Source organism: Brevibacillus sp. DP1.3A (genome assembly GCF_013284245.2).
Taxonomy (GTDB): Bacteria; Bacillota; Bacilli; order Brevibacillales; family Brevibacillaceae; genus Brevibacillus.
Genome location: NZ_CP085876.1, coordinates 1,072,136 through 1,097,845, shown reverse-complemented (window position 1 = coordinate 1,097,845; position 25,710 = coordinate 1,072,136). Strand labels below are relative to the sequence as shown.

The window sequence follows — 25,710 nt, the reverse complement described above, 5'->3', positions numbered from 1 at the left end:
AAACCCCTCCTACGCGTTTTTTCTCTTTCCAACACTTTGCGTGAGACGATCCAGCAGAATCGCCAATATAACGATGGCCAGACCCGCCTCAAAACCTTCACCGATCTTAATCTGTGTTACGGCACGATACACGTCCGCCCCCAAGCCCTTCGCTCCAATCATGGAGGCAATCACGACCATGGACAGCGCGAGCATAATGCTCTGGTTAATCCCGGCCATCATTGTCGTCTTGGCAATCGGTAGCTGTACCTTCGTCAGCTTTTGCCAGTAGGTAGAACCGAACGCTTCAGAAGCCTCGATCAGATCGGCAGGAACTTGACGAATTCCCAGGTTGGTCAGACGGATCGTCGGTGGCATCGCAAAAATGACAGAAGCGATAACCCCCGGTACTTTACCGAGCCCAAAGAAAAAGATGGCAGGAATCAAGTACACAAACGCCGGCATCGTCTGCATGAAATCAAGCAGCGGTGTGACGACCTTTTGCACGGAATCATTCTTCGCGCACCAGATACCAACGGGAATCCCGATAATCACCGAGATCAACCCTGCCGTCAATACCAGCGCAAGTGTTTCCATTGAATGCTCCCAATAACCCAGATTCTGAATCAGAAGAAGTCCAATGAAGGTAAAAAGAGCAATTGCCACTTTGCCAGCACGATACGCCAGCAGCGTAAACAAAATGATCAGGACCCAAAACGGGATTCCTGTTAGAATCCACGAAAACAAGTCAACGGTTCCACCGATTACAGCTGATATGAAGTCGAACAAGAAGCCCAAATGCTCTTCCAGTCCATCTACAATCGTTTCTATCCAACTGTCGAGCGGCAGCTTCGGAAAAAGTTGGTTTTGACTCATGATGGATTCACCTGCCCCTCTTCAATCGTTGGCTCTGGAACTTGTTGATTTACTTTTCCTGCCAATCCACCCAAGACGGCTCCTTTTACAATCACGCCCAACAGACGATTTTGTTCTCCTGTAACCGCCACGGGAATATCTGAAAACGCGACAAGGTCAAACATCTCATTGAGAAGCGTCTGTGGTCCGACAGTTGGTACCTCAGTTCGCAGCACAGATTCCAGCGACTGTCCTGCTTCCTTTGCTCCGTTTACTGCGTCTGCCGTCAGCACACCCAGCAATGTTTTTCGTTTATCCACCACGTACAAACTGGAGACACCGCGCTCACGCATCATTTGCAATGCGACGCGAGGCCCTCTGTCCAGTGTGATCGTCTCTGCCCGCTTCATGACTTTTTCAGCGGACAACACCTTGGAACGATCCACATCCTCTACGAAGCGTTCTACGTATTCGTTTGCTGGATTGGTCATGATTTCTTCCGGCGAGCCGATCTGTACGATCGCTCCGTCTTTCATCAGAGCGATTCGATCCCCGATCTTCAATGCTTCGTCCAGATCATGCGTAATGAAAATAATGGTCTTCTGCATGGTGCTCTGCAATTCCAACAGCTCATCCTGCATGTCCTTGCGAATCAGCGGGTCCAAGGCACTGAATGCCTCATCCATCAACAGCACATCGGGTTCATTCGTGAGTGCACGGGCGAGGCCCACACGCTGCTGCATCCCGCCACTCAGCTGATCCGGGTAGCTTGCTTCCCAACCGCCAAGTCCGACGAGTGTGAGTGACTTTCTCGCTTTTGCCTCACGCTCGGCCTTTGGCATCCCTTGAATCTCCAGGCCGTACTCCGCATTTTCAAGTACTGTCCTGTGAGGGAACAAGGCGAACTTTTGAAATACCATTCCCAGCTTCTTTCTTCTTACATCCTGTAACTGCTCGGTGTTCATACTGACGATATCCGTACCGTCAATCAGGATTTTGCCTTCTGTTGGTTCAATCAACCGGTTCAACAATCGAACCAAGGTCGACTTCCCGCTTCCCGAAAGCCCCATGATGACGAATATCTCGCCTGCATGCACCTCAAAACTCGCTTGATTCACCCCAAGGGTAAGACCCGTTTCCTTCAAGATTTCTTGCTTGGTCTTCCCCTGCTTCACCTGGGACAATGCGCGTTGGGGTTGGCGTCCAAAGATTTTGGTCAAATTCTCTACTTTGATCTTGGGCATATGGTCACCTCCAACTTTTACGCCCGGCATCCGGACTGTTCTTTACCCTTACAATTGTAACCAGCCAAATTTTTTACCTCAAACTGGATGAGGCAGGATAATCGGGCATTTTCAGCGTTCAGAAAAAACTTTACGTACTTTACTTCCTGTATTCTCAGTTTATCACGTATATACTGTACAATATCTCCATTTACTTTTTGCTTTTGGAGACGTACAATTCTAGTCAGGTTACTATGACTAGAGGAGCTGCTTTTTTCAAAATGGATACCAATCAAGAAAAAATCCTCGAAAAAGCTCAGGAACGCGTGATTGAAACGCTAGCTCGCAACATGGATCTGTATGGAATTACCATGTCAACGGGACTGCTGTATGGCACATTGCTCTTTCAGGACAAGTCAATGACACTCGATGAGATGGGCGAAGCACTGGGCATGAGCAAAACCAGCATGAGCACTGGCGTCCGCACATTGATGGACTTAAATATGGTAGAAAAGATATGGAAAAAAGGGACACGGAAGGATCATTACGAGGTCAACCTGGATTGGTACCAGAACTTCATCGACCTCTTTTCCGTGAAGTGGCGACACGCCTGTGAACATAATGTACACGCCTTGAAAAAGTCGCTCCTTGAGCTTCGCGCTCTCCAGAAATCCGAGGAGCTTACGGAAGAAGTTAAGGAACAGGTTGACCTTAGTATCAAGCGCATTGAAAATGGGTTGGAATATTATCTGTGGCTATCCCGTTTGATCGACTCCTTCGAATCACATGATATCTTTCAGTTTGTACCGAAAAAGGAAAATGAATCATAAGAAGTTCGCAATCGAAAAAGACTCGTTCCTAACAATAGGAATGAGTCTTTTTTGTGGTACAATTATCCAGAGCGGATTCACGCTCTTCTATGATGAAAGGAGGGGTCAGTTATGAAAAAGGACATGAATCAACGTTCTTATAAAGCTGTGCGTGTACCAGACAACCAAAAAGGGGAACACCAACACTAACCCCCTTTCACCTAGGAGGAAATGGATTGATTCGAAAAACAGCTCTACTGATTATTGATGCGCAAGTGGGAATTATCGAGGGACAATTTGGGCCTGTTTATCAGCCGGCTACACTTGTCCAAACATTGAAAAAAGTAAGAGAAGATGCCTACAGCAAGGATATTCCTGTGCTATACGTTCAGGATGATGATGTCGGAGAAGTCGGTTCAGACGACAATGCCATCCACCCTGAGATCGCCCCTCTGCCATCAGAAACGGTGATTCGAAAACTAGCGACAGACTCGTTTCACGGAACAGACCTGCACGAAAAGTTACAATCACTCGGGATTAACCACCTCGTCATCATGGGCTGCAAAACCGAGTATTGTATCGACAGCGCCTGCCGCAAAGCGACGACACTCGGCTATGATGTGACGCTCGTCAAAGACGGGCACTCTACATCGGACAATCAGGTACTGTCAGCAGAACAAATCATCGCCCATCACAATACATGCTTGCATGGATTGGGGAATATTGAACCATTTATTTTGGTACGGGAATCAACGGAGGATGTCTTCGCCCCTACCCATGATACTTACCGCTAACGTTTTGCTGAACTTCTCGAAACCGTCTCTTCAGGCGGTTTCTTGTTTTGTCCTGCTTACGATTGGGCCTTGCTATATATGGAAGAAACGAATCTGCCTATCGAAGGAGAAACCATGTCTACTACTATAGCTGTACCAAGATTGGGCGTAGGAGCTGTCATCCTAAACGACAAGAATGAGCTTTTACTGGTTTTGCGAAACAGAGATCCAGAGAAGAATACGTGGAGCATTCCCGGGGGAAAAGTTGATCCCTATGAACAACTGGAGACGAGTGTCATCCGTGAGATCAAAGAAGAAGTCAATCTCGATGTCGAGGTAAAGGCCCTGCTATGCACCGCAGAAACCATCCGCCCGGAGAGTGCCGAGCATTGGGTTTCGGTCATTTACGAAGTCACGATCCTGAGTGGAGAAGCACGTAATTTAGAGGAAGGCGGGGCGATTGGAGACATGCGCTGGTTTTCACTCGATGCACTTCCGTCGAATCTAGCTTGCTTCGCCGTACCAGCTATCGAGCATTTGCAGAGCCGGAACCGTTCATGAAAAGAAAAACGGACAGTGCCCATGTGGCCTGTCCGTTTTTTGAAGAAGATTACTCTCCTTTTTGGATAATCTCTTGCACTCTCCCCACTTGTCCATCTGTCAAACGAACCTTGATTCCATGCGGATGTGTGCTGGAGTTCGTCAGGATATCCTTGACGATCCCACGGGTGCGCTTGCCAGTGCGTTGGTCCTGTTTCAATACAATCTCGACTTCAAGACCTGCTACGATATCTTTTCGGTTTTTTCCGTTCATTTTTCCCTTCTCCTTTTTTCGTTCTATGTCCCACCTGTGATATAATCGACAAACAAATCCATCTCACCGGAGGAATCCATGCTTACTTTTGAAGAAAAACTAGCGATTATTGAATCTTTTCCACAACTGACTCGGAATGACGTCTCCATGAAACGGGTTAATTTTCATTATGAGGAAAGCCTTCATGATAAAAAGACAGTGGTCTATCATCTGCATCCGAACGGCAACGGCTTTGTGTTTGCCGCGTTTTTGAAGGGCTACCAAAAAGACGACAAGGGCTATGTCAACATCCGTGATTTCTCGGCGGACGAGCTGCGCAAGGTAGTCGAAGCTTCAATCCAATCCCTCTCTGTGAAACGTGAACCAGCTCCGAAAGCTACTAATGAAGCTGAACAATTGGAGCAAACATGGGTCGACAAGCAAAACCGCACGCTCTTGCTGCAACAGGAAGACGCGCTGTGGAACGTATACCACGGGATGAACCTGGAAGCTTCCTTTGAATCGTACGTGGAAGCGGAGCAGTATCTGATTGAAGAAGGATTTTCCCTGCAACAATAAGCCCTTCCTTCTCCCTGCTACATGTACCATACCAAATTGTAGATGTTTTGATCAAACTGGCGCAAGCGAACGACTGCTTGCGCCATCCCAACACAGGGGGACGGTACGACATGATCAAGTACAGAGATACGCTTCTTACGAATATCCACAAACAGATTGAGACGTGGTACGACCAGGAGGTTCCCGTCTCTCATGATGATCTGTATCGCTTTCTCCATTCGTTAAAGGGGACAGCGGGGACGATTGGATTGACCGACTTGTCTGATCTGTCTCAGCTTCTCTTGGAACAAATGGACGACATGCCTGCCAAGAACTGGCCAACGAGTGAATGGCGAGCGTTTTTGCAAGAGCTGATCACCTTATGCTGCGAGAAGCGACCAGAACGGGAAGTTTTTATCGAGAACCCCACTCTTCACCGGGAATCCCCTTGTGAGCAACAGCCTTTGGTCCTCATCCTGGATGATGACGTCACCCTGCTTATGTATCTAAAAGAATATTTAGAAAAACGCAACTGGTCTGTCATCGCAACGGTCTATCCTCACAAGGCTCTCGACTATTTTCACGACATGAACCCTGACTGCTTCATTCTGGATTTGAACATCCCAGAAACAGACGGCTTCCAAGTGATGCAGACGATCAGTGAAAAAATAAAGAAACAATACGTGCCTACCACCATCATCAGCATCGATTGCGAACGGGAGACGCGTCTGAGTGCCTATCGTTTGGGGGCAGATGACGTCATGTGCAAACCGCTTGATATGGAAGAGCTGGTCGTACGCCTCGATCGCCAGCTTCGCCGCAAGCGCTGGATGAACAGCATCTTGTTTTTGGACGAGCTCACGGGTGCCAACAATCGCAACTCTTTTGTTGATACGTACCAACGGCTTCTTTCTGATGCCCAACGAACCAACACCCCCTTCTCACTGGCATTTTTAGATATCGATTTTTTCAAAGGGGTCAATGATACATACGGTCATCTGATTGGCGACGAGGTGCTGACTCGTTTTGCTGCTTTCATCGGGCAGAGCGCCGAAAAACATGATGTATTATTCCGGTACGGCGGAGAGGAATTTATCCTGCTGATGCCGCGTACGACTGTACAGACAGGAAAAATGCGCCTGGAGCAGATGCTCTCTGCTTTTTGTTCGCTTACGTTCGATGCTTCTGAAGGAACGTTTTCTTTGAGCTTTTCCGGTGGAGTCGTACAAGTAGATGATCCTCATAAACCGCATACGTATTGGGTAGAAGCTGCTGACACTGCTTTGTATGCTGCCAAAAATGCAGGGCGGCGCCGGATTGAAACCGCTCAAATTACAGAGACGCATGACTCCCCTAAGGTAAAACTGAAGGTCGCCATTATTGATGACGATCCGATGATTCGCGTGATGCTTGCCGATTCCATCCAAACCAGTTTTGACGGTTGGATACACGTCGACATCCAGACTTACGATGAAGGAGCAGCTTTCTTTGACTCCACCTGGCATCAGGGACACGGACCCTATCTCGTCATTTTAGACGGGATGATGCCACAGATGGATGGCCTCGAGGTTCTCCAGAAAATCCGGAATTTGCCGAATGCCAAGAAATATACGGTGATTATGCTAACAGGTCGTACTGAAGAGCAAGACATTGTCCGTGCCCTTCAGCTCGGTGCTGACGACTATATGACCAAGCCATTCCGTACACGCGAACTAGAGGCTCGTATCAAGCGACTGGTTAAGCGAATGTTGTAAGGAGGTAGTGAGATGGCAACGATTATGCTGGCCGAAGACGAAGCCGTGTTGCGCATGCTGATTGGCGACACGCTCGAAGACGAGGGACATGAGCTCGATATCGCTTGCGATGGAGAGGAAGCCCTGCAAAAAATCGGTCAAAATGAGTACGACTTGATCATTTTAGATTATATGATGCCCAAGCTGACAGGCTATGAAGTATTGCAGCAGCTCAAACAGATGGACGACAAAAAGGCAGTTAAGGTCCTGATCCTCTCGGCAAAAAGTCAACATGCCGAACAGGAGAAAATGCGTGCAGCTGGTGCCGATGACTTCATGCCGAAGCCCTTTAGCCCGATGGATCTTGTCCGGAAAGTGGAGGAAATGCTCGCATGACCGGGTGGTCGATTATCAGAAAAAGTATCACGCGTCGCTTCGTGGCGATGATGCTTCTCTTTCTGTCACTGTTAATTGCGGGCGCTGGCATCGTTCAATATTTGAATCACAGCGCACTCACCGAATATCAGACAGCATTACAAACTACCACGCAAAAACAAAATTTAGTCAGAGAAATCTCTGAGCATACGAGCCAGATCTTTTTTAGGGCCAGGGGTTATTACGCTTTTTTGAACCCATATGAGTACAATGAGCTATTTCTAGAGAAAGAGAAGCTGGAACAAGCTCTGGAAGCATTCAAAAAACTGCCGCTCAATCAAGAGGAACAAGTGCTTGTCGCTTCCATCGAGTCTTTCTTCACGAACTTTTTCACCAATGTGTTTCCGACAGCTTCGAATTATGCAAAGACCGGAGACTATGAATCCCTGCGAAAATTCTCGTCCAGTGGCTTGAATCAGACAGTGAACAACCTGCTTCAATATGCCGTGCGTTACGAGGATGAGCATGAACAGGTGTTGTACAAGAAAAACCAAACACTGTTCCAAGAGCTATCACAGCAAAGCACCTGGTTTCTCGTGTACGCGCTGATGGTACTCGTGATCATGGTGGTAGTCACCATTCAAACCACACGGGATATCGGTAGGCCGTTGGTTCGTTTATCCAAAGATGCCGAGCAATTTGCCAATGGCGGTACACCTCTTTTGCAGGATTTGAACAGGGTTGACGAAATCGGCAGGCTCTCCCGCTCCCTCGACTATTTGATCAGGCAAATTCAAGCCAAAGAAGAAGTTCTCATGGCTCAAAACGAAGAACTGCAAGCCCAGCAGGATGAACTGATGATGCAGCAAGAAGAGCTGCAAGAAGCGTTAGGTAAGATGGAGGAAAATGAACGGTATTTGGAAAAGAAAAACCGTTTCATCCTCTCTCTCGCGAATACATTGGATAAAAGCAAGCTGCTGTCCAGTATCATTCGCAATATTACTGAGGTCATGGATGCCGATAAAGGTGTCATCTTCATGCTGAACGTTGACAGGGATGCAGCTAGCTTTGGCGTTTCCCAGAACGTGCTGGAGCAACTGCGAAAAGGATTGGACGACGGTCCGTTCGTGCGAATCAAGGAAACGAGCCAGCCATATGTCCTGATCCGTGAAAGTACAGACGCTGAGCGCGGCTACACGGATGAAATCTCACGTGCTTCCGAGCTCTACCTTCCTGTATTGGATGCACATCAAACCATTGTGGCATGTATCATCCTCTCCCGTATCGATCGCAAATTCACGGATCAGGAGCTACAAGTCATCATCGGGCTAGCCAAGCAGATCTCCTTGGCGCTCGATAAGCTCGCGATGTTTGAAGAGACAGAGCGACAGCGCAAAATGACGCAGGATATGCTCGATTCTGTACAAGAAGGCATTCAGCTCGTTGATCTGAATGGAGAAACACTGCAGGTGAACCGGAATTTTTGTGAGTTATTGTGTTACGACCATCAGCTCGCTTCGCAAGGATTTGACTTGGAACAGTTCCTTTCCCATCTACAGAGTCGAACCTCAGAGACTGATCGGCTGATTCAGTATGTCAGAGCTGTCGTTTTAGACGAAGGTGCCGTTCCTTCAGGCGGTATTGTGTTTCAGATGACCGGACCGCAAGTACGCTATATTCAGCTCTATGCAGAGCCACTGTACCGGAACCAAGAGAAATGGAGTACCTTGCTCGTTTACCGTGATTTCACCAAGGAATACGAGATCGACCAAATGAAATCGGAATTCGTCAGTACGGTCAGCCATGAGCTGCGTACCCCTCTCGCCAGTGTGCTTGGCTTTGCGGAGCTGCTGTTAACGAAAGAACTCAAGCCCGAACGTCAACAGCGGTATATAGCGACCATTTATCAAGAAGCTAACCGCCTGACTGCGCTAATCAACGATTTCTTGGATTTGCAACGCATGGAATCCGGCAGACAGACGTACGAGCTAGAGAGCGTTGCGATTGATCAAGTGATCCGGGATATTTTCGGACTTCATCGAGTCCAGTCCCCTCTCCATCGATTTGAACTCGATTTGCAAACGGAGCAAACGGTTGTTTATGGAGACCAAGCCAAGTTGCGACAAGTATTTGTGAATCTGATCAGTAATGCCGTCAAATACTCCCCGCATGGTGGTCATGTCCGGGTGAGTTGTCGACAAGATGGCAATCGCTTGCTCGTGGAGGTCCAGGATGAAGGGCTAGGCATTCCTTCCGAAGCCATCCCTCACCTGTTTACCAAATTTTATCGCGTAGATAACTCGGATCGCCGTGAGATCGGCGGTACAGGATTGGGTCTCGCCATTGTTCAGGAGATCGTCCATATGCACCATGGAGAAGTTGCCGTTACGTCCGAATCGGGCAAGGGTAGTACATTTACGGTTACTCTTCCACTGACTGAGCATGCTTTGTCCCCTGGCTATCCAGCAGGAAGTGAGGAGGCAGTTTCTCCAACTGGTCAATGCACAGGAAACGTTGTGATCATCGAGGACGATTTGAACTTAACCGAGCTGTTGCGTGATGAGTTGACGAGCTCTGGATTCCGTGTCAATTCCTTCTCTACGGCGACTGAAGCAGTAGCAGCAATCGAGGAGCTTCGACCGGATGCTGTCGTACTTGACCTTATCTTGAAGGACGGCGAGAGTGGTTGGAAGGTCATTGAGGAAATACGGAAAAACCCGGATTTACGGACTATTCCGATCGTGATCTCCAGTGCTTTTGAGGAAAAGAAAAAAGCATTTGATCTGGGAGCAACTGGCTATCTGATCAAGCCTTATCATCCAGATACCTTGTCTAAAGCGATTTTGCTGGCCATCACGAATCAAGAAGCAACGGGACAAATCTTCATTCCCGATGAACAGTAAGGATATTAATGGACAGCAGAGGCTGCGGCTATGCAAGTGCGGCCTCTTTTTTTACCTTCTACCAAAGAAAATCTTGGTATATTCATGCGCTTTCCATCACACATTAATAGAGGTTACTTTGTGCACTTTTGCCCTGCAAAGGAGGAGTTCATGTGTATTTCTCAAAAAAAGCAGTCGTTCCAATCGAAGAAGAGGAAACAGATGTATGGACGTGCAGTAATGAGGGCTGTACGTGCTGGATGAGAGATAACTTTTCCTTTGATAAGAGCCCAAGCTGCCCCTTTTGCCATGCCCGTATGGTAAAAGACACGCGTATGCTACCGGTCCTAACCAATCACAGCAGCAAGCGGAACTCTTGAGCCCTTCTTTTCTTTTTTCTTGCGGGGATTCTTCCTCTTCTCTACAATAAATTCATGACGTACGAATGTTAGAGGAGTATGCCCATGAACCGAAAAGAGATGGAAGATCAAGTGATTCAAGCCTATCAGCGTGACGAGGGTATGATGATTCTCGTTTTTGCCCAATGGTGTGTGAATCACGGTCTAGATGCACGCGAATTATACCGCCGCGCTTATCCCGCTCAAGGGGAAAATACGTTACTCGCTCAAATGCTGGACAATACCGTTCCCAAAGAAGAAGCAGAGGATATTCCTGATGCGACTCTCCTTGGTGTATTGTCGCTGTTTGGCAATGACGATTTGGCGTTTGTGGTCAGTGAGACCATCGATGAAATGAAAAAGAATCCGAAATAATGTATGAAAGCCATACTCGTGCGAAAGCTACGCGCGCGGGTGTGGCTTTCTTTCTATTTTCCCTTTCCAAAAACTCCCCTCTCCTGTCCAAATACGATTCAAAGAAAACTTTATTATCATAAAAACCATTCACAGTTAATTGTTTGAGCGACAACGTCAGCCGACAAACGATGAAATGGAGAATATCGAAATGTATACAGATTCAAAAATCTTGAAATCTCTGTTTTACATCCAGCTCTTCTCAAGTTTTCTCGTTGTAGTCGGTCATTTCACGGCTTCTGCACTTTCTTTTACAGATCCGTTTTGGATCGTGGCCCTCAATCAGATCAGTCGCTACGGCACTGTCCTGTTGACGATCGCCACTGGTTATTTGACTGCTTATTCTTTTGAAGCCAAGAGCCCTACTGCTCGCGAGTTTTTTTCAGGGAAGCTTCTGTATATTTTTGTCCCCTATTTAGTATCTGGTGTCCTGTACCATTACTTGTTGAAAAAGGGGATGCCTCAAACTGCCCAGGACTTTACGAACATTGTTTTAGGCAAAACGGGTGACCATCTGTACTTTGTGTTTATGATTTGCCAGTATTACGTTTTTGCCTACCTGTTTCGCCGTGTGATCACCAAGCGCAACATTGTGTATGTCATTTGGATTCTGCTCGGTATTCAGTACGTGTACATCAACTTTATCCATCAGGGCTGGTTCGGGCTTACCACGCGTCATATGCTCCCGAGCTGGATTTTTACCCTGTACATGGGGCACGTGTTGTATTGGTACCGTGAATCGATTCTATCCTTTTTGCGAAACAACCGCTCCATCCTGACGCTGATGACGGGTGTTTCCACTGCGGCTGCGCTGTTTTTTGTTGTCTCAAACAAGCTGTATGTGGCTGTGCATTTGACTTTTGTCTTCGCCACGCTTCTGTCGTTTCTCGTGCTCATGGTCTTCTTTCTGGAACGCGTCGACCGTTTGCACATTAAGTTTCGAAAAGGGCTGACGTATTTTATTTTCTTGTTCCACTCTGCTTTTTTGATCATGTTCAAAGATTATCTGTTTGCGAAATACGGCGAGGTAGCTTGGCTGTTTGAAAACACGTGGTACTCGCTGCTGTATTTGCTCCTGATTATCGGGTGCAGTTGCCTGTTAGCGCTCATGCTGGTCTGGCTGGTAAACAAACTGGAGCGTATCTCCAAAACCATACGACAAACACGCAGGCCACTTCACGCTAGCAAATAAACAGCTTTTTCACAAAAAAATGACCTATTCATGGTGCACGTTAAAGAGCGTGCCTTCATGGATAGGTCGTTTTTTTGTGGCATTAGATATGATGACTCATCGACATCGAGCCACTTGTACATGTGTCGCAGGGCTTGAACTGCATGGAAAATTTCGTCTGCTGATCAGTAGACTCGCACGTAATCGTTCCTCCATGCCGCTCAATGATTTCTTTGCAGACGTATAAGCCAATTCCAGTACCGAGCTCCTTCGTCGTGAAAAACGGTTCAAAAATAACCGAGAGCAGATCAGGTGGAATGGGCGATCCATTGTTGGAAACGGTAATTAAGGACCTGTCAGGCGTTTGGGACACCTCGATGTCAATCTCCTTATCACCTGTTTTTTTATGTAACGCATCCAGCGCATTGGAAATGATGTTGATAAACACCTGCTTCATCTCATCCTTGTAGCCTTTTAGTTGAAAGGTAGGATCGATACTGCATTTGATATCCACATTCACGTCAACGATGTTCGGATAGAGGAAGGACAGAATCTCATCGAACAACTCCCAAACGCTAAAAACCTCCATTTGCTTATAGACCGCGCCCTTTTTCGAGACCAGCAAAAACTGCGAAATCCGGTAATTCAATTGCCGCAGCTCATTTTCAATAATCTCTACGTAAGGGAGATTCGGATAATCTTCTTTTAACAAACGAGAGAATCCCATAATGGAAGTAAGCGGATTTCGGAATTCATGGACGAAGCTAGATGCCATTTGCCCCAGAATCGTGAGCCTGTCTTTGTGAGAACGCTCGATAAATAGCTTCTTCTCTTCCAAATCGTTGTCTTTGAGATCGGTGTATTTGAAAACAGCGTGTACCAAAAAGACATCAAAGCATTCGTTTATTTTCAATAAGGCAGGCATTAAAGCGGCAGGCGTAAACGGACCTTTTTGGAGAAGATCGATAACCATTTCCCGGCCCATGCACACGTTGGAAACAAAATCACCAATGTTGGTCTCTGCCCGGTTTCGTTCATAGGCGACCTTGTAAGCCAATTCTTTAATATCCTCAAGAGTGATTTCCGAACGAAAATATTCAATAACCATACGATACAGTGCTCGCCCATTCAGATGGATCAATCCTTTGTATTGATCACTGTCCGAAACGGCAATTCCTCGCTTGAATTCTTTCACGATCGTTGCCTCGTGCTCGTCCAAATATACTGCCAAGTCATCCATCGGCATCTATCCCCACTCCGAATAATAGGCAAATCCCCTTCCAAGCTATTATACTATCATCACCGTTAATTAACTAAATATTTTTACTACTTTAATAAAAAAGAAATAGCAAGGGGAAAGGAGCTACTTGTCATCGTAGCTCCTTTTGCATACTACGTATTACTTATTTTTATAATCGTCAAGGTCGCTCCAGCCCCTGTCAGAAGGGTAGCCGTTCCCAATAATCCAAACAGTTGCAGCGTGATTGTGGCTCCCGCCGTGAGAGGGGCGATGACGGTATTATTGAACGATGAAAGTGATAAAGCTGGTGAGATGATAGTTGGAGTGTATGCCGTCCCATTTATCAAGATCCTCGAGCTAACCAGTAAGGCAGCTGTTGTATTGATGGAATACGAAATCAAGTAGTTACCTGCCGAAGGAACCGTAAATACCGTATTGGCGCCATTCACCGTAATGCCACCTGCTAACACCTGGTTGTTCGGTAGAGGGATATTCGTTCCTCCTAGGACTACGGATATGAGAGATCCCGAGGTGTTGGCCCCGAATGCGTTGATGTTGGTGAAGACTGTACCGGTGGCTCCGGTGGCTCCAGTCGTTCCGGTCTCTCCTGTTACTCCAGTTGTTCCAGTCTCTCCTGTTGTTCCGGTTGTTCCGGTTGTTCCGGTTGTTCCGGTCGCTCCTGTTGCTCCAGTCGTTCCGGTTGGTCCAGTTGATCCGATTGCTCCGGTCTCTCCCGAGGCTCCAGTTGGTCCTGTGGTTCCTGTGGTTCCTGTGGTTCCAGCTGTTCCAGTTGTTCCTGTTGTTCCTGTTGTTCCTGTTGTTCCTGTTGTTCCAGTCGTTCCGGTGGCTCCAGTCGATCCAGTCTCTCCTGTTACTCCAGTTGTTCCAGTTGTTCCAGTTGTTCCAGTCTCTCCTGTTGATCCCGTTGTTCCGGACTCTCCGGTCGCTCCTGTTGCTCCGGTCGTTCCTGTCGTTCCGGTGGTTCCGGTGGTTCCGGTGGTTCCGGTGGTTCCGGTTGCTCCGGTTGCTCCCGTCTCTCCAGTTACTCCGGTAATTCCCGTTGCTCCTGTTGTTCCGGTTGCTCCAGTTGTTCCGGTTGCTCCAGTTGTTCCAGTTGTTCCAGTTGATCCGGTTGATCCGGTTGATCCAGTCTCTCCTATTGCTCCGGTTAATCCTGTCGCTCCCGTGGTTCCGGTTGCTCCAGTGGCTCCGTTCTCTCCTGTTGTTCCTGTTGTTCCTGTTGTTCCTGTTGTTCCTGTTGTTCCTGTTGTTCCTGTTGTTCCAGTGACTCCCGTGGCTCCAGTGGTTCCGGTCTCTCCGGTTGATCCCGTCTCTCCGGTTAATCCGGTCTCTCCAGTCGATCCGGTTGTTCCGGTTGTTCCGGTTGTTCCTATTGTCCCCGTCTCTCCTGTTTTTCCCGTCTCTCCAGTTGCTCCCGTTGTTCCGGTCTCTCCAGTTTCTCCGGTGGCTCCGGTCTCTCCGGTGGCTCCGGTCTCTCCGGTCTCTCCCGCGGTTCCTGTGGCTCCAGTGGCTCCAGTGGTTCCGGTTGTTCCAGTCGTTCCAGTCGGTCCAGTCGGTCCAGTGGCTCCCGTCGTTCCAGTTGCTCCTGTCACCCCGGTTTCTCCGGTTTCTCCTGTTGCACCAGTCGCTCCCGTGGTTCCGGTTGATCCAGTCTCTCCTGTTGTTCCTGTGGCTCCGGTCTCGCCCGTTGATCCGGTTGATCCAGTCGCTCCGGTCTCTCCCGTTGTTCCAATGGCTCCGGTTGTTCCTGTGGCTCCAGTCGTTCCTGTGGCTCCAGTGGTTCCTGTCTCTCCAGTTGTTCCAGTTGTTCCAGTCGCTCCGGTGGCCCCAGTGGCTCCCGTTGATCCGGTGGCTCCAGTCGTTCCGGTTGATCCAGTCTCTCCTGTTGCTCCAGTCACTCCAGTGGCTCCAGTCTCTCCTGTGGCTCCAGTCTCTCCTGTGGCTCCAGTCTCTCCTGTGGCTCCAGTCTCTCCTGTGGCTCCTGTTGTTCCTGTTGTTCCTGTTGTTCCTGTTGTTCCTGTTGTTCCTGTTGTTCCTGTTGTTCCTGTTGTTCCTGTTGTTCCTGTTGTTCCTGTTGTTCCAGTCGCTCCTGCGGCTCCGGGTGCTCCAGTCGCACCCGTTGTTCCAGCCGCTCCTGTTGTTCCAGCCGCTCCTGTTGCTCCTCTCGCCCCAGCCGCTCCCGTTACTCCTCTCGCCCCAGTCGCTCCCGTTGGCCCAGTTGGCCCCGTAATCCACCCTACCGGGAATTTAGAAGCATCCAGCACAGCCTCTAGCTTATTTTGCAAAAGCATGTCTTGCTTTGTCGCTGCTTCGAGCATGTCCCGCGCACTCTTGTTTAACGCGAGCAAATCCGAAATGGTGGCCCCTGGTCCAGATAGCCCGGGAATTGTCCCGAGTGCATACTGAATTTTTTCAGCTTCCGCATTTAAAATATGACTAAGCCCCAACTCTTCCATGGCTAAAGAAGACAACATTAAATTGAGCGCTTCGTCACGCCCTAAATGAATGGTCGGGGTGATATTCGGTATATTTGGAAATGACATGATTCTCCTCCTCTTTGAAAAGGATGTTTCCCCTCCCTTATGAGTTGTTACACAAGAAACAGTGGACAAAAAGAATGGCACTTACAGACAACCATGAGAAAATAGAAGGAGAAAGGAAACCATTGCTCATTCATTAGAGGAATCAATACGAGGAGTAATCGTTATTGAAGTGCTTTACCATACCGTAAACAGGGTCTTAGTTTTCATCCATTCTCTTCCTCCAAAAAAGAAGCCATCCCCCTTACTCTAAAAAGGGATTCCAACAAACTGTCATGCAGCTCTTACCAGTAACGGATGGAGAATCTCCTTCTTTAATCAACGAGGATCGATTCTATTTTTGTAGAGAAGACCCGTGCAAATAACAACTTCCCCAATACAATACGGACAACCAAGAAGGAGTATAGCCATCTACTGTTCTACCGAATCCAGTTGCTCCAGTCCTGCAAAATAAGCTTCGTTGTACGTTACGCTTGGATGTGTCGGGTAATATAACTTTGCCATATCGTGGTGAATTTTAGCCTTTCGTTGATCCCCAATACGATCGTAGCAATAGCACAGCTGTATATGAGGCAGCCACGTCCATGCCGATTCATCTACCTTCCCCATGGAACCTTGTGGCCGCTCCAATAACGTCGCTTGCCGGTACCAGTAAATGGCCTTCAGGAAATCTTGCTTCTCCACAAAAAAAGCCCCCATCCTGCAGCAAATCTCCGCACGCGGAAGGTCAATCGCAAGTGTCCTGGTCAAAGATTGAATCTGTTTTTCAGGTTGTTTCAAGTGAGCGTAACACTCTGACTGCTTCTGACACGCCCATATTTGATCCTCGATCCATCCCAAGCCTCCTTCCAAAAACAACTGATACTGCTCAACCGCCTCTTCGTACCTCGCATGATCGAACAATTCATTTGCAAAATAAAATTGATCACGCGGATCAAATACCTCACCTTTTTCCTTGCGCTCTACATAAATTTGCAAATTGCGGTCTGTGTACGGCTTATTTTTTTGGTGAGTAATGGCGATTTCACTGTGCAGAGTTTCCCCCGCGACAGCCAAATACTCATGGACCACCCCATGCCAAACAAAGTTACACTTCCGTCTGACGAGGCGATTTCTTCGCAAATAGTGCACGGGCTTCCCTCGCTCATCTACCAGTAAATGGTACGGCATCGAGACACTGTCGTAATCAAAATTGTCAAAGGCCTTCAGTGCTCCAAATCGTTCCCGATCCACTTCCAAAAGCACATCATCCGCATCCAGCCAAAAAATGTACGTCATCTTGGCTTGCGCAAAAGCAAAGTTACGAGCTGCCGAAAAATCGTCCTCCCAGGTAAAATCAAACAATTCTGCACCATAGGTCAATGCAATTTCTTTGGTCCGATCTATCGACCCTGTGTCGACAATGATGATTTCATCCACCAAATCGTAGACCGTCGACAAGCATCGACCGAGTGATTCTTCCTCATCCCGAACGATCATGCACAAGCTAACCGTAAACATGCAGATCGCCCCCTCCCCAGAAAATCATTTTCTCAACATCCTATTTCCTTCCATCACCCTTTATGTATCCGTACTTTCATAACCATCTCCTCGCACGAATATGGTGTAACAATATGTTCTGACAACACCGAAAAGAAGGTGATCATCCAAATGGGCCCGCCTCTCCTTTCACTATGCATGATCGTCAAAGACGAAGCAGACCAGATCGAAGCATGTCTGTCCAGCGTGCATATGGTGGTAGACGAGATCATTGTTGTCGATACAGGATCAACCGATGGTACACAGGATATTTGTCGGAAGTACGGGGCGAAAGTTCTGGAGATTCCTTGGGAAAACAGCTTTGCGAAAGCGAGAAACGCCGGATTGCAGGTTGCCAAGGGAGAGTGGATTTTATGGCTGGATGCGGATGAAATCGTACAGGAAGAAAAACCAGAGGTGCTTCGTCAGGCTGTGAGTGCGAGCAAAGGCGACGCCTTTTTTATGAAAATGATCCATTACACAGGTTCTAAAAAGGAGCAGGCTTCACGCCATTCCGCCTTCCGTTCCGGACAAATCCGCTTATTTCGCAACAAAAAAGGGTTCCGATTTGTGCGAGACATACACGAAGTGCTTCAATGGCCAGCCTCCGCTTCGATGGATCTTGCCGTCCCGTTGCTACCTGTACATATTCACCATCTCGGATATATGGACGATGCCGTTCAACGAAAACAAAAAGCTTTGCGCAACTTGAGGTTCTTACGTCACGAAAGAAAGCAATCCAGACAAGACCCGTGGTCCGATTACCATCTCGCAAACGAATTTTTTCGCGCCAAACAATTAGAGCATGCCTTTACACTGGTGAATCAAGCAATGAAAGGCTTTTTGACCACCAAACAACCTCCCCCGTCTATTTGCTACAAGCTGAAATTCGATATTCTTTTCCAGCATGGCAGTATGCGCGGAGCATGGCCGGGTATTGCACGAGCTATTCAAATCTACCCCAATTACGTAGACCTTCATTTTTACAAAGGCGTTTTCCTGATGGAGCATGGTCTGTATGCCGAGGCGGTAAAAGCTTTCGAGTATTGCTTGGAGATCGGGGACAATCAGTGGGAGCATTTTAGTGAGCAAGGAATGGGGAGCTTTTACGCTTTTCACTTTTTGGGACGATGCATGGAGCGCATGGGCAAGACACATGAATCCCTTGTCTACGATTATACTGCGAGCTCCCTGCATGCTTCGTACTTCGCACAAAAGCGAGAGGTGGTGCTATGAGCGTGAAAACGAGCGTGCTAATCGGAAGTCCAATTTGTCAGAAACCAGATGTTCTCCGGATGTTTTTGTTTTCGTTAGAAAAGCTGTCGAGCACAAACTTGACGTTGCATTATTTGTTCGTAGATGACAATCACGATCCGCTTTCGAGCAAAATCCTTCAAAACTTTGCAGACAAACACATGGGACAGGTCGACATTATCCCCGCTGCTGGCAGCCTCCATCCTTACACATGCGATGACACGACCCATTACTGGAGCGACGTACTCGTATGGAAGGTCGCTGGATTCAAGGACGAAATGATCGCCCGCGCCAAACACTACGATTACGATGCCCTCTTCCTCATTGATTCGGATTTGCTTCTCCAGCCAGCTACTTTGGAAGTTTTGCTGGCCTCTGACAAACAGATCATATCTGAAATCTTCTGGACGAGCTGGACACCAGATACCGTCCCCGTCCCTCAGGTATGGCTCAAAGATGAATACACCCAATTCGAATGCGCACGCCATGAACAAATTTCCTTAGAAGAACAATACTTGCGGAAGTACGCTTTCTACGGACAACTCCGTGTCCCCGGCGTATATGAGGTAGGTGGTTTAGGGGCTTGCACCCTCATCCGCAGAAAAGCGCTGCAGGCTGGCGTCAGCTTTAAGCAAATTCCAAATCTGAGCTTTTGGGGCGAGGACCGTCATTTCTGCATTCGGGCGCAGGCTTTGGGTTTGTCCCTTTTTGTGGATACACACCATCCCGCTTTTCATCTCTATCGGGAGAGTGACTTTGCGGAAGCGCGAACCTGGATGAAGCAAATCTACGGCTCCGCTCCTTTACGCGTCAAAACCACTCGCCCTCCTGTGGTCAACAACACAATTCCCCTTGGAAACTAATCCATTATATGGTATATTGGTACCACGTCTATTTGGATGGAAAGGTACGGTAACTACGTATGCCAACAACTACTTTGTAATGGCCTAAAAAACTGGATAGCTTGCCTTCGGAAAACAAACTGTTTTTCGCACAGGTGAAGTCTGCCCTTTTTTCCCATTACAAAGGAACGTAACGAAATCTGTAGGTGTATATCCTAACGGAGGTTCGCTATGGGGAATCTCCGTTTTTTTGTGTCCAAAAACAGGCCTGCCCTACAGGACATCCAAATAGCAGGTGCGTTCCTTTCACTTTTTACACGAGGTGAAGGACCATGCATATCATCGAGCATACGTGGGTTTTACGTGAAAATCATGAAAATCAGCCAGTGCGGCGATATTGCAGCAATTGCGGGCGAATCGTTCTCTTTTTCGATACCAACATCCGCCGCCACAACGCTAACGGCAAAAACATATATCGCTTCGCTATCTATAAATGCGAGAAAAATCATACGTGGAACGAAAAGCTGGCCATCTACAAAGCCTTTACAGATCATCGGGAGGTGCCAGATACGGAGTTCAGTGAAGAAATCTCGCCACTATCTACTCTCCCCTTGCATGAATACCAGGAAAAGGGCGTTCGGGAAGTGACGATTCGGATTGAGCGCGCAGAGGTTCGCTTTCGCCTCGACAAGCTGCTGTCCGAACAAATAGAAGGCTGGAGTCGCAGCCAGATTGTCCGCAAGATCAAGGACGGGCAGATTCGACTGAATGAGCAGGAGACGAAGCCAAGTGCTGTCTTGAGTGCAGCGGATATCATTCAGATTAGGATTGAGTAAAAGTATGTATAGGAAAAGTCGCAGACAGGATCTGCGGCTTTTCTTTTATTTCTTCAATACGACCGCCTTTCTCGGCTCGTCCCACTCCACTTGCAATCCAAGTAAGGCGGCAAGCTCTCTTGTTTTCGCAAAAGTAGTTCCCTGGTCGTTTACATAGGAGACTTCCTGTCCGTTCACGGTCACTTTTTGCGTGGAAGGCTCCCATTCCACGGCTCCACCCACTGCCTCCGCAATCATTCGGATGGGTACATACGATACGTCATCGATTAGTTTGCCTGTGGAAGTGAGTGTCAGTTCAACTGCGCACTTATCCACATTAGGCTGTGGTTTTTGTGGATAAGCTGTGAGAAACCTGTGGACATCCTGTTGAAACTTTGCCCATGCGTTCTTCGCTGACATTTCCGTATATGTTTGCGCGGTCGTATTGACGACAAAAAAGGCTGGGCAGTTTTTCCCCGTAATGTCGTAATGACGCCACAGGTGCTCGGCTCCCCAGCCATGTCGTTTCAAGATATCCGCGGTCAGCGCCACTGTTTGCTCGTACATTTTCGCAAAACTTCCATCTGCATTGACGCACATTTCAATCCCAATCGTGCAGTTGTTCGGGTAGTTGCTCAATTTGGTCAAGGCGGCCTGTGAATAAGTTTTCGCCCCGACATGGTAGCCCATCTCGTCCTCGGGCAGACAGCGAATGATTTGTTTGTCGTCCACGATGTAGTGTGCGCTCGCGACTGTCGTTGGTTTGTTGAAGTAGTTGCGGTTTGCGGCGGCATTTGCACCGCTGCGCTCGTTGGCCGTCCAGTGGATGACGACACCTTTTGGGACGATTTTCTTTTTGGGGCGGGAATTTACGTTGGTCAGAAGCATCTCGGTGATTTTCATTGTTTACTAGGACTCCTTTCGTTTGGCTCGCTCAGCCTTTGCCTTGATTTCGGCGCTGACTAATTTCTCGACGGATTTGGGCATCGGCCAGCCTGCGCGGTGGGCATTGGCGGTCAGGCTTGTCCAGGTGTGGTAGATAAGGCCGAAGGTGACACCGTAGAATAAGAATCCTGGGGTGCCCATGACGCGGTCTAGGAGATTGGCTACGGCAGGTAGGGCCATGAGGAATAAGGTGCGTGGGATTCGGGACAGGCCGTAGTCGGAGGAGTAGGATTGGTCCTTTTTGGCGGCGGAGATGCCTGTGATCCAGTCGAGGACGATCATGAAGAAGAGGACGATGAGGATGTCTTGGCGGTTCGTGCCGTATAGATAGTGAAAGGCGGGCGACACGATGGCACCTGCTGTTGTCGCCCAGGCGTTTGCTGGGGTTGCGATGCTTTCTAGGCTGTGTAGGGATTTCATAAGTTCGTACCTCCTCGCCCCTTTTGGGGAACAAAAATAGCCCCGCTAGGTACGGGGCTGACGTAATTTCTCTGAGTATGAAGTATTAGTAGCTTTAAAAATCTTGGTTAGTAATTTGCTTGAATTCCTTTGGCGAGATTTCTCCAAAAGGATTGGATGTTGTTTTTACTGCTAGCCGCAGCTTTTCTGCTGTGACCCAATTCATGCTAAATGCCAACTCCCAAAATGCCATCAGTTAGCACCTCCTTTTAATTGAATGAGCTCAAGCTTAACTTGGGCTAGATGCTCGCCCATTGTTTGGATTAACGCATCCTTTTGGATGTTGCTAATTTTGAGTGTGGAAAGCTCCTGTCCCATTGTCATTACTGGATCTGTTTGTTGCTGCTTTCTAATCTCTGAAATAGACTCTTTATTTTGCATCTTCATTAATCGAACGCACCCCCATAACCATTTACAAGTACACGTTCCTTAGCTGTTCCTTTGTCGATTGTCACCCATAGATTAATAGCCCATTCGGGAGCTGTTTTATTCTTATTGGTGAACAAATAGCCTCGGTTGACCTTTACCGCATTTGTGCAGTCTTCCCATGTCGGCACATCATCTAAGTAGTTATTGCAGACTTTCACACTTTCAATTGACGAGCCTTCTGGCAAGTATCTTTCAAGTGTCACTAAGACACGTAATGGCATACCGTCCAAAGTGAAGTCTGCTTTAATATCTGGATTTCCGTACTCTAGCAAAAATTCTATATGAGTCTCTGTTCGGGTGAATGTGTAAATCCGTTCGGATGAGACTCCCGCGCTGTCCGTGGCAACGATCTTGATTTGATGCTGCATGTCCAAATCCAATCGAATCCAAGCGTCATGGCTAATTTCAACTGTGTATTGCTGTCCGGCTACGCCCGTAAATGACCTGATTTGCTTGCCGTTCAGATACTCGCTAAAAGTGAAAGTATTGCCCTCTGGATCGGTGGCTGAATAGTTCACGCTTGGAATTTGCATGAACGCGCCGAGGTCTTGATCTGTTCCGCTGATGACGGGAGCCATGTTGTATTTTACTGTGAAAAACCTAGCGCCTATGTCAGATGTTAGGTTATTTGTTGTATCTACGGCGTGCGTGTTCGCTACGTGCTTTTTGTTTTCAGCTAGTATCGGCGATACTGGCGTGTTTCCGTCGAACATTTGCTTGTTTTTGTATGTGAAAGTCTTGCTGAAATTGTATGGCGTGACACCGTCAGATACAAATGTACCAATCGGAACGTTTCCAGCGAAAAAGCTAGTGTTTACTACAATTACAGTGCCGGACATCTCACTCTTCGCTTGACCTGCGATTGTATAACTCATTCCTTCTATCAGTTCCAAGTTGTCGGCTGGGCTTGTCAGTGTTACTGTAGGTTGTTTTGCAACTTCCCACCTCCCAAAGAAAGAAAGCATTTGCGCGTTGTCATACGATCTCCTTCTTCTGTAAATGCTCGGAGGAACAGTGAACTTAGTCCTGAAACTTGCATCACGGAATGATGATGTGGCGTTAATGTACGATCCTTGCACATCGCTAGCTCGTACTGTAGACGATGGGAATGTGATAAACCCGTCGTTAGAGTAAGTGTGGTAAATGTATGACACGTTAATGATATAAACGTGAACTTTGTTGTCTGGAGCAACGGACATAGATGTATCCCAGCAAGCGCCCAAATCAACGTATGCGCTCCAAGTAGCTCCATTGTCAATAGAGCGTCTGTAAATCGCCTTAGATACATCGTTTATGGTTATGGCTCCAAATGTATGAACTTTTCCGTCAGGCGTCACGGCTACTTGCGGGTTGGTGACATTGCCAACACCAGCACTTATCGTCGGAATCGCGCTCCACATCGATGTGGACTTATTCAAAACGCGACCAGCGAAGTACACTAACCCTCCTGTAGATTCTCGGAATACAACGTACTCATAAGCTCCGTTAGGCGCTACGTCAATGGATACGTTGGAACAGTTAGAGTTAGATAGATTGTGGCTAGTGATGGCTCCGATGTACGTCACTCCTGTTATTTCACCAACGCTGTTCAACGTTACGTCATTCCTGAATACATTGAAGGAAGCTTGGTTAGTTGGAGTCTTAGAGGCGGATGCCACTAGTAATTTGTTGTTGGTCTTGTCGAACGCAACAGACAACCCTTGGGTGTCAACTACGGTTAATACCGTTGTAGCCGGCTTTGTTATCAGTGAGTTGGTCGTTAGCGTGGTTACGTCGAGAGCCACAGCAGAGATGGTCGTAGCGTTAGACGGGTACACGACATACAACATATTTTCGTTTGCAATTGCTGTAAGTCCCTTCAAAAACGATCCGTTTATATCTCCAGAAAGAATCCAAGTCTTGCCTTGATCTTTACTCAAAACAATAGACGCTTGAGTGGCAGAAGACGACCGGACTACATATCCCAACCAACCGTTAGCGAACCGCATCACAGGGACGGAAGCTGTAGACGAGAAACTTCCGCTTGCCACTTCTGTAGGAGCGTTTATGTCTCCGTTTTTTTGCTTTACGGAAAACGGAGCTGACTCAGCTACTGTAGACATTGAGTTTTTATCATCTATAGACATGACGCCGACTTTTGATACGTTAGTGTCAATCATAGGTTGACAGATGATGGAAGGGTTAGTTAAAGTCGTCGTGTCAAGATATTTCCACGCTCCTGTCTCTCCGTCTTGCTGGTATAATCTGTAGCTAACAGGGTCGCCGTTTGGATCGACTCCCGGAGAGTAGTTGATTTTAATTGTATCGCCGACTGTGTATTCGATCTTGTCCACAGTCACGTTAGATGGCGGTGTTGGAGGTTCGTTTTGCGTTGGTTCCAAGAAGATAACCCTAGCTTCACCAACACCTTGAGAACCGAAAGTGATTACAGAATAATTATCCTTGAACTTCAATTGACTGTACATATATCTGCCGTTAGACTCGAATGCCGCTCCTGAAAATGTCCTAGCGTTTAGTTGTTTTGTTGATAAGTTGTCTGGCGCGATACTCGCTGATACTGCGTTGGTTACAGTTGATGTGAATGCATAATTCTTTGTGGTGGAAGCAGACGTTGCTGGAGCTATCATCCTGAATACATTGCTATGATATGGTGTTCCAGCCGTTTCCTTTACAGCCTTAACGTTTCGCAACGTATCGATAGATAATCCCCAACCAGAAATGTTTGCACTACTGTTTGTAGATGTGAATATCGCCGCTGGTTCTGAAGCTGTTGCTCTTTTGTGATAATAACCAGTTCTCGCACTTCCTGTAACTGTTTCAGATATCTTTGTCCACCCGGAAGGAGCGACTAAACCAAAGTTGCTCACGTTGTTGATAACGGTAGCAATCATTAAATCTCCGGCTTTTGTACTCGCGTGAGGTTGCAGGGAAATGGATGAACTAGACGCCTCGAAAACAGAAACAGCACCTACGTTTTCTACTGCCTTTTTATCTCCCGTGGGAGCAACGTAGTCAATTGTCAGCTTCGGTCTTACTGATGTCGATGGAGCGTTGCTTGAATAAAACTCGATTCTGTCTCCGCTAACAATCTGACCACCAATTGTTTCAGAGACATATTTAAGGCGGAATCCGACCATCTTTAGTGTTCCGTCAGACCAACCGCGAACTATGTTGGTTACGTTTACGTTAATGGTGCTGTCTGCCAGAGGGTCTGTTTCGAACGTAACCTTAACGTTTGTTCCTGCTGGTTGGTTAGCCCATGTCACAGATTCTTGTTCCCACTCAGTCGCGACAGCCTCAACTTCGATTTTTTTATTTGCCGCGCTTTGGTAAGTATATCTAGAAAGGGTGAGTGTTGCGTTGGCGATAAGCGCGTCATTCGGCAAAAGACCAAGGTCAAAGTAAAGCAGACCTCTATACGCACTACCGTTGTTCAACGAAAGTCCTACAGGAATTTGCTGGGCGAGGTGATCCATTACTGTATTTGGTTGTGATTGATATACACAGTTATCGCGCAAAATCGAATTAGATGTATCTAGAGTGATTACAGGCATTGTTCTCCTCCTTAATTAATTCTTTCTAGCACGACTATCGTATGCCTCATGATCGTGTCTGATGGAACCGGGACATATGTGTTATTGGTGCTGGCTCTTCCGCAAATGTCCGTTCTTGCGCCCCATTCCC

General features: G+C 47.6%; 24 protein-coding genes. 13 read left to right on the top strand and 11 right to left on the bottom strand.

Annotated elements, in window-relative coordinates; all coding sequences use genetic code 11:
* Positions 1-9: 9 nt before the first annotated feature.
* Positions 10-855, bottom strand: a complete 846-nt coding sequence (locus HP399_RS04945) for an ABC transporter permease (protein WP_173616774.1) — start codon at positions 853-855, stop codon at positions 10-12.
* Positions 852-2,078: a quaternary amine ABC transporter ATP-binding protein gene (locus HP399_RS04940; RefSeq protein WP_173616775.1), complete on the bottom strand. Its 1,227-nt coding sequence runs from the start codon at positions 2,076-2,078 to the stop codon at positions 852-854. Before HP399_RS04940 ends, HP399_RS04945 begins: the two co-directional genes overlap by 4 nt.
* 260 nt (positions 2,079-2,338) lie before the next feature.
* Here HP399_RS04940 and HP399_RS04935 point away from each other — a divergent pair, with 260 nt between their 5' ends.
* From HP399_RS04935 to HP399_RS04925, 3 genes are all read left to right on the top strand, one after another.
* A complete protein-coding gene (locus HP399_RS04935; RefSeq protein WP_173616776.1) occupies positions 2,339-2,887 on the top strand; it encodes a GbsR/MarR family transcriptional regulator in 549 nt (182 codons plus the stop codon).
* A gap of 215 nt (positions 2,888-3,102) precedes the next feature.
* Positions 3,103-3,660, top strand: coding sequence for a cysteine hydrolase family protein (locus HP399_RS04930; RefSeq protein ID WP_173616777.1), 558 nt, complete (start codon positions 3,103-3,105; stop codon positions 3,658-3,660).
* Between the two features lie 114 nt (positions 3,661-3,774).
* Positions 3,775-4,200, top strand: a complete 426-nt coding sequence (locus HP399_RS04925) for an NUDIX domain-containing protein (protein WP_173616778.1) — start codon at positions 3,775-3,777, stop codon at positions 4,198-4,200.
* A gap of 49 nt (positions 4,201-4,249) precedes the next feature.
* Here HP399_RS04925 and HP399_RS04920 read toward each other — a convergent pair whose 3' ends face one another.
* Complete coding sequence (locus HP399_RS04920; protein WP_173616779.1) at positions 4,250-4,453, bottom strand: YwbE family protein; 204 nt, start codon at positions 4,451-4,453, stop codon at positions 4,250-4,252.
* 78 nt (positions 4,454-4,531) lie between these two features.
* On the opposite strand from HP399_RS04920, the gene HP399_RS04915 reads away from it, so the two are divergent.
* From HP399_RS04915 to HP399_RS04885, 7 genes are all read left to right on the top strand, one after another.
* Positions 4,532-5,011: a hypothetical protein gene (locus tag HP399_RS04915; protein ID WP_173616780.1), complete on the top strand. Its 480-nt coding sequence runs from the start codon at positions 4,532-4,534 to the stop codon at positions 5,009-5,011.
* A gap of 110 nt (positions 5,012-5,121) precedes the next feature.
* A complete protein-coding gene (locus tag HP399_RS04910) occupies positions 5,122-6,744 on the top strand; it encodes a GGDEF domain-containing response regulator (RefSeq protein WP_173616781.1) in 1,623 nt (540 codons plus the stop codon).
* Positions 6,745-6,756: 12 nt separating this feature from the next.
* Complete coding sequence (locus HP399_RS04905; RefSeq protein ID WP_017251882.1) at positions 6,757-7,119, top strand: response regulator transcription factor; 363 nt, start codon at positions 6,757-6,759, stop codon at positions 7,117-7,119.
* Positions 7,116-10,001: an ATP-binding protein gene (locus tag HP399_RS04900; protein ID WP_173616782.1), complete on the top strand. Its 2,886-nt coding sequence runs from the start codon at positions 7,116-7,118 to the stop codon at positions 9,999-10,001. The genes HP399_RS04905 and HP399_RS04900 overlap by 4 nt, the downstream gene beginning before the upstream one ends.
* Positions 10,002-10,153: 152 nt before the next feature.
* On the top strand, positions 10,154-10,360 hold the full coding sequence (locus tag HP399_RS04895) for a cold-shock protein (protein WP_016741285.1): 207 nt from the start codon (positions 10,154-10,156) through the stop codon (positions 10,358-10,360).
* An 84-nt stretch (positions 10,361-10,444) separates the two neighbouring features.
* Entirely contained in the window at positions 10,445-10,753 is a 309-nt protein-coding gene (locus HP399_RS04890) for a hypothetical protein (RefSeq protein WP_016741286.1), read from the top strand.
* 190 nt (positions 10,754-10,943) lie between these two features.
* A complete protein-coding gene (locus tag HP399_RS04885; protein WP_173616783.1) occupies positions 10,944-11,984 on the top strand; it encodes an acyltransferase family protein in 1,041 nt (346 codons plus the stop codon).
* An 82-nt stretch (positions 11,985-12,066) separates the two neighbouring features.
* On the opposite strand, the gene HP399_RS04880 is transcribed toward HP399_RS04885, so the two are convergent.
* From HP399_RS04880 to HP399_RS04870, 3 genes are all read right to left on the bottom strand, one after another.
* Positions 12,067-13,209 (bottom strand): sensor histidine kinase, encoded by a 1,143-nt coding sequence (locus HP399_RS04880; RefSeq protein WP_173616784.1) that lies wholly within the window; start codon positions 13,207-13,209, stop codon positions 12,067-12,069.
* 146 nt (positions 13,210-13,355) lie between these two features.
* A complete protein-coding gene (locus tag HP399_RS04875; protein ID WP_173616785.1) occupies positions 13,356-15,767 on the bottom strand; it encodes a BclA C-terminal domain-containing protein in 2,412 nt (803 codons plus the stop codon).
* A 408-nt stretch (positions 15,768-16,175) separates the two neighbouring features.
* On the bottom strand, positions 16,176-17,264 hold the full coding sequence (locus HP399_RS04870) for a glycosyltransferase family 2 protein (protein ID WP_173616786.1): 1,089 nt from the start codon (positions 17,262-17,264) through the stop codon (positions 16,176-16,178).
* 150 nt (positions 17,265-17,414) lie between these two features.
* Here HP399_RS04870 and HP399_RS04865 point away from each other — a divergent pair, with 150 nt between their 5' ends.
* The 3 genes from HP399_RS04865 to HP399_RS04855 all read left to right on the top strand — a co-directional run bounded on the left by HP399_RS04865 (position 17,415) and on the right by HP399_RS04855 (position 20,214).
* Positions 17,415-18,518, top strand: a complete 1,104-nt coding sequence (locus tag HP399_RS04865) for a glycosyltransferase family 2 protein (protein ID WP_173616787.1) — start codon at positions 17,415-17,417, stop codon at positions 18,516-18,518.
* Positions 18,515-19,399: a glycosyltransferase family 2 protein gene (locus HP399_RS04860; RefSeq protein ID WP_173616788.1), complete on the top strand. Its 885-nt coding sequence runs from the start codon at positions 18,515-18,517 to the stop codon at positions 19,397-19,399. Before HP399_RS04865 ends, HP399_RS04860 begins: the two co-directional genes overlap by 4 nt.
* A gap of 311 nt (positions 19,400-19,710) precedes the next feature.
* Entirely contained in the window at positions 19,711-20,214 is a 504-nt protein-coding gene (locus HP399_RS04855; RefSeq protein ID WP_173616789.1) for a S4 domain-containing protein, read from the top strand.
* A gap of 45 nt (positions 20,215-20,259) precedes the next feature.
* Here HP399_RS04855 and HP399_RS04850 read toward each other — a convergent pair whose 3' ends face one another.
* From HP399_RS04850 to HP399_RS04830, 5 genes are all read right to left on the bottom strand, one after another.
* Positions 20,260-21,096, bottom strand: a complete 837-nt coding sequence (locus tag HP399_RS04850; RefSeq protein ID WP_173616790.1) for an N-acetylmuramoyl-L-alanine amidase — start codon at positions 21,094-21,096, stop codon at positions 20,260-20,262.
* Between the two features lie 6 nt (positions 21,097-21,102).
* On the bottom strand, positions 21,103-21,558 hold the full coding sequence (locus HP399_RS04845; protein ID WP_173616791.1) for a phage holin family protein: 456 nt from the start codon (positions 21,556-21,558) through the stop codon (positions 21,103-21,105).
* Positions 21,559-21,652: 94 nt separating this feature from the next.
* Complete coding sequence (locus HP399_RS04840) at positions 21,653-21,790, bottom strand: XkdX family protein (RefSeq protein ID WP_173616792.1); 138 nt, start codon at positions 21,788-21,790, stop codon at positions 21,653-21,655.
* Complete coding sequence (locus HP399_RS04835; protein WP_173616793.1) at positions 21,790-21,984, bottom strand: XkdW family protein; 195 nt, start codon at positions 21,982-21,984, stop codon at positions 21,790-21,792. The genes HP399_RS04840 and HP399_RS04835 overlap by 1 nt, the downstream gene beginning before the upstream one ends.
* Positions 21,984-25,580: a DNRLRE domain-containing protein gene (locus HP399_RS04830; protein WP_173616794.1), complete on the bottom strand. Its 3,597-nt coding sequence runs from the start codon at positions 25,578-25,580 to the stop codon at positions 21,984-21,986. The genes HP399_RS04835 and HP399_RS04830 overlap by 1 nt, the downstream gene beginning before the upstream one ends.
* Positions 25,581-25,710 lie beyond the last annotated feature (130 nt).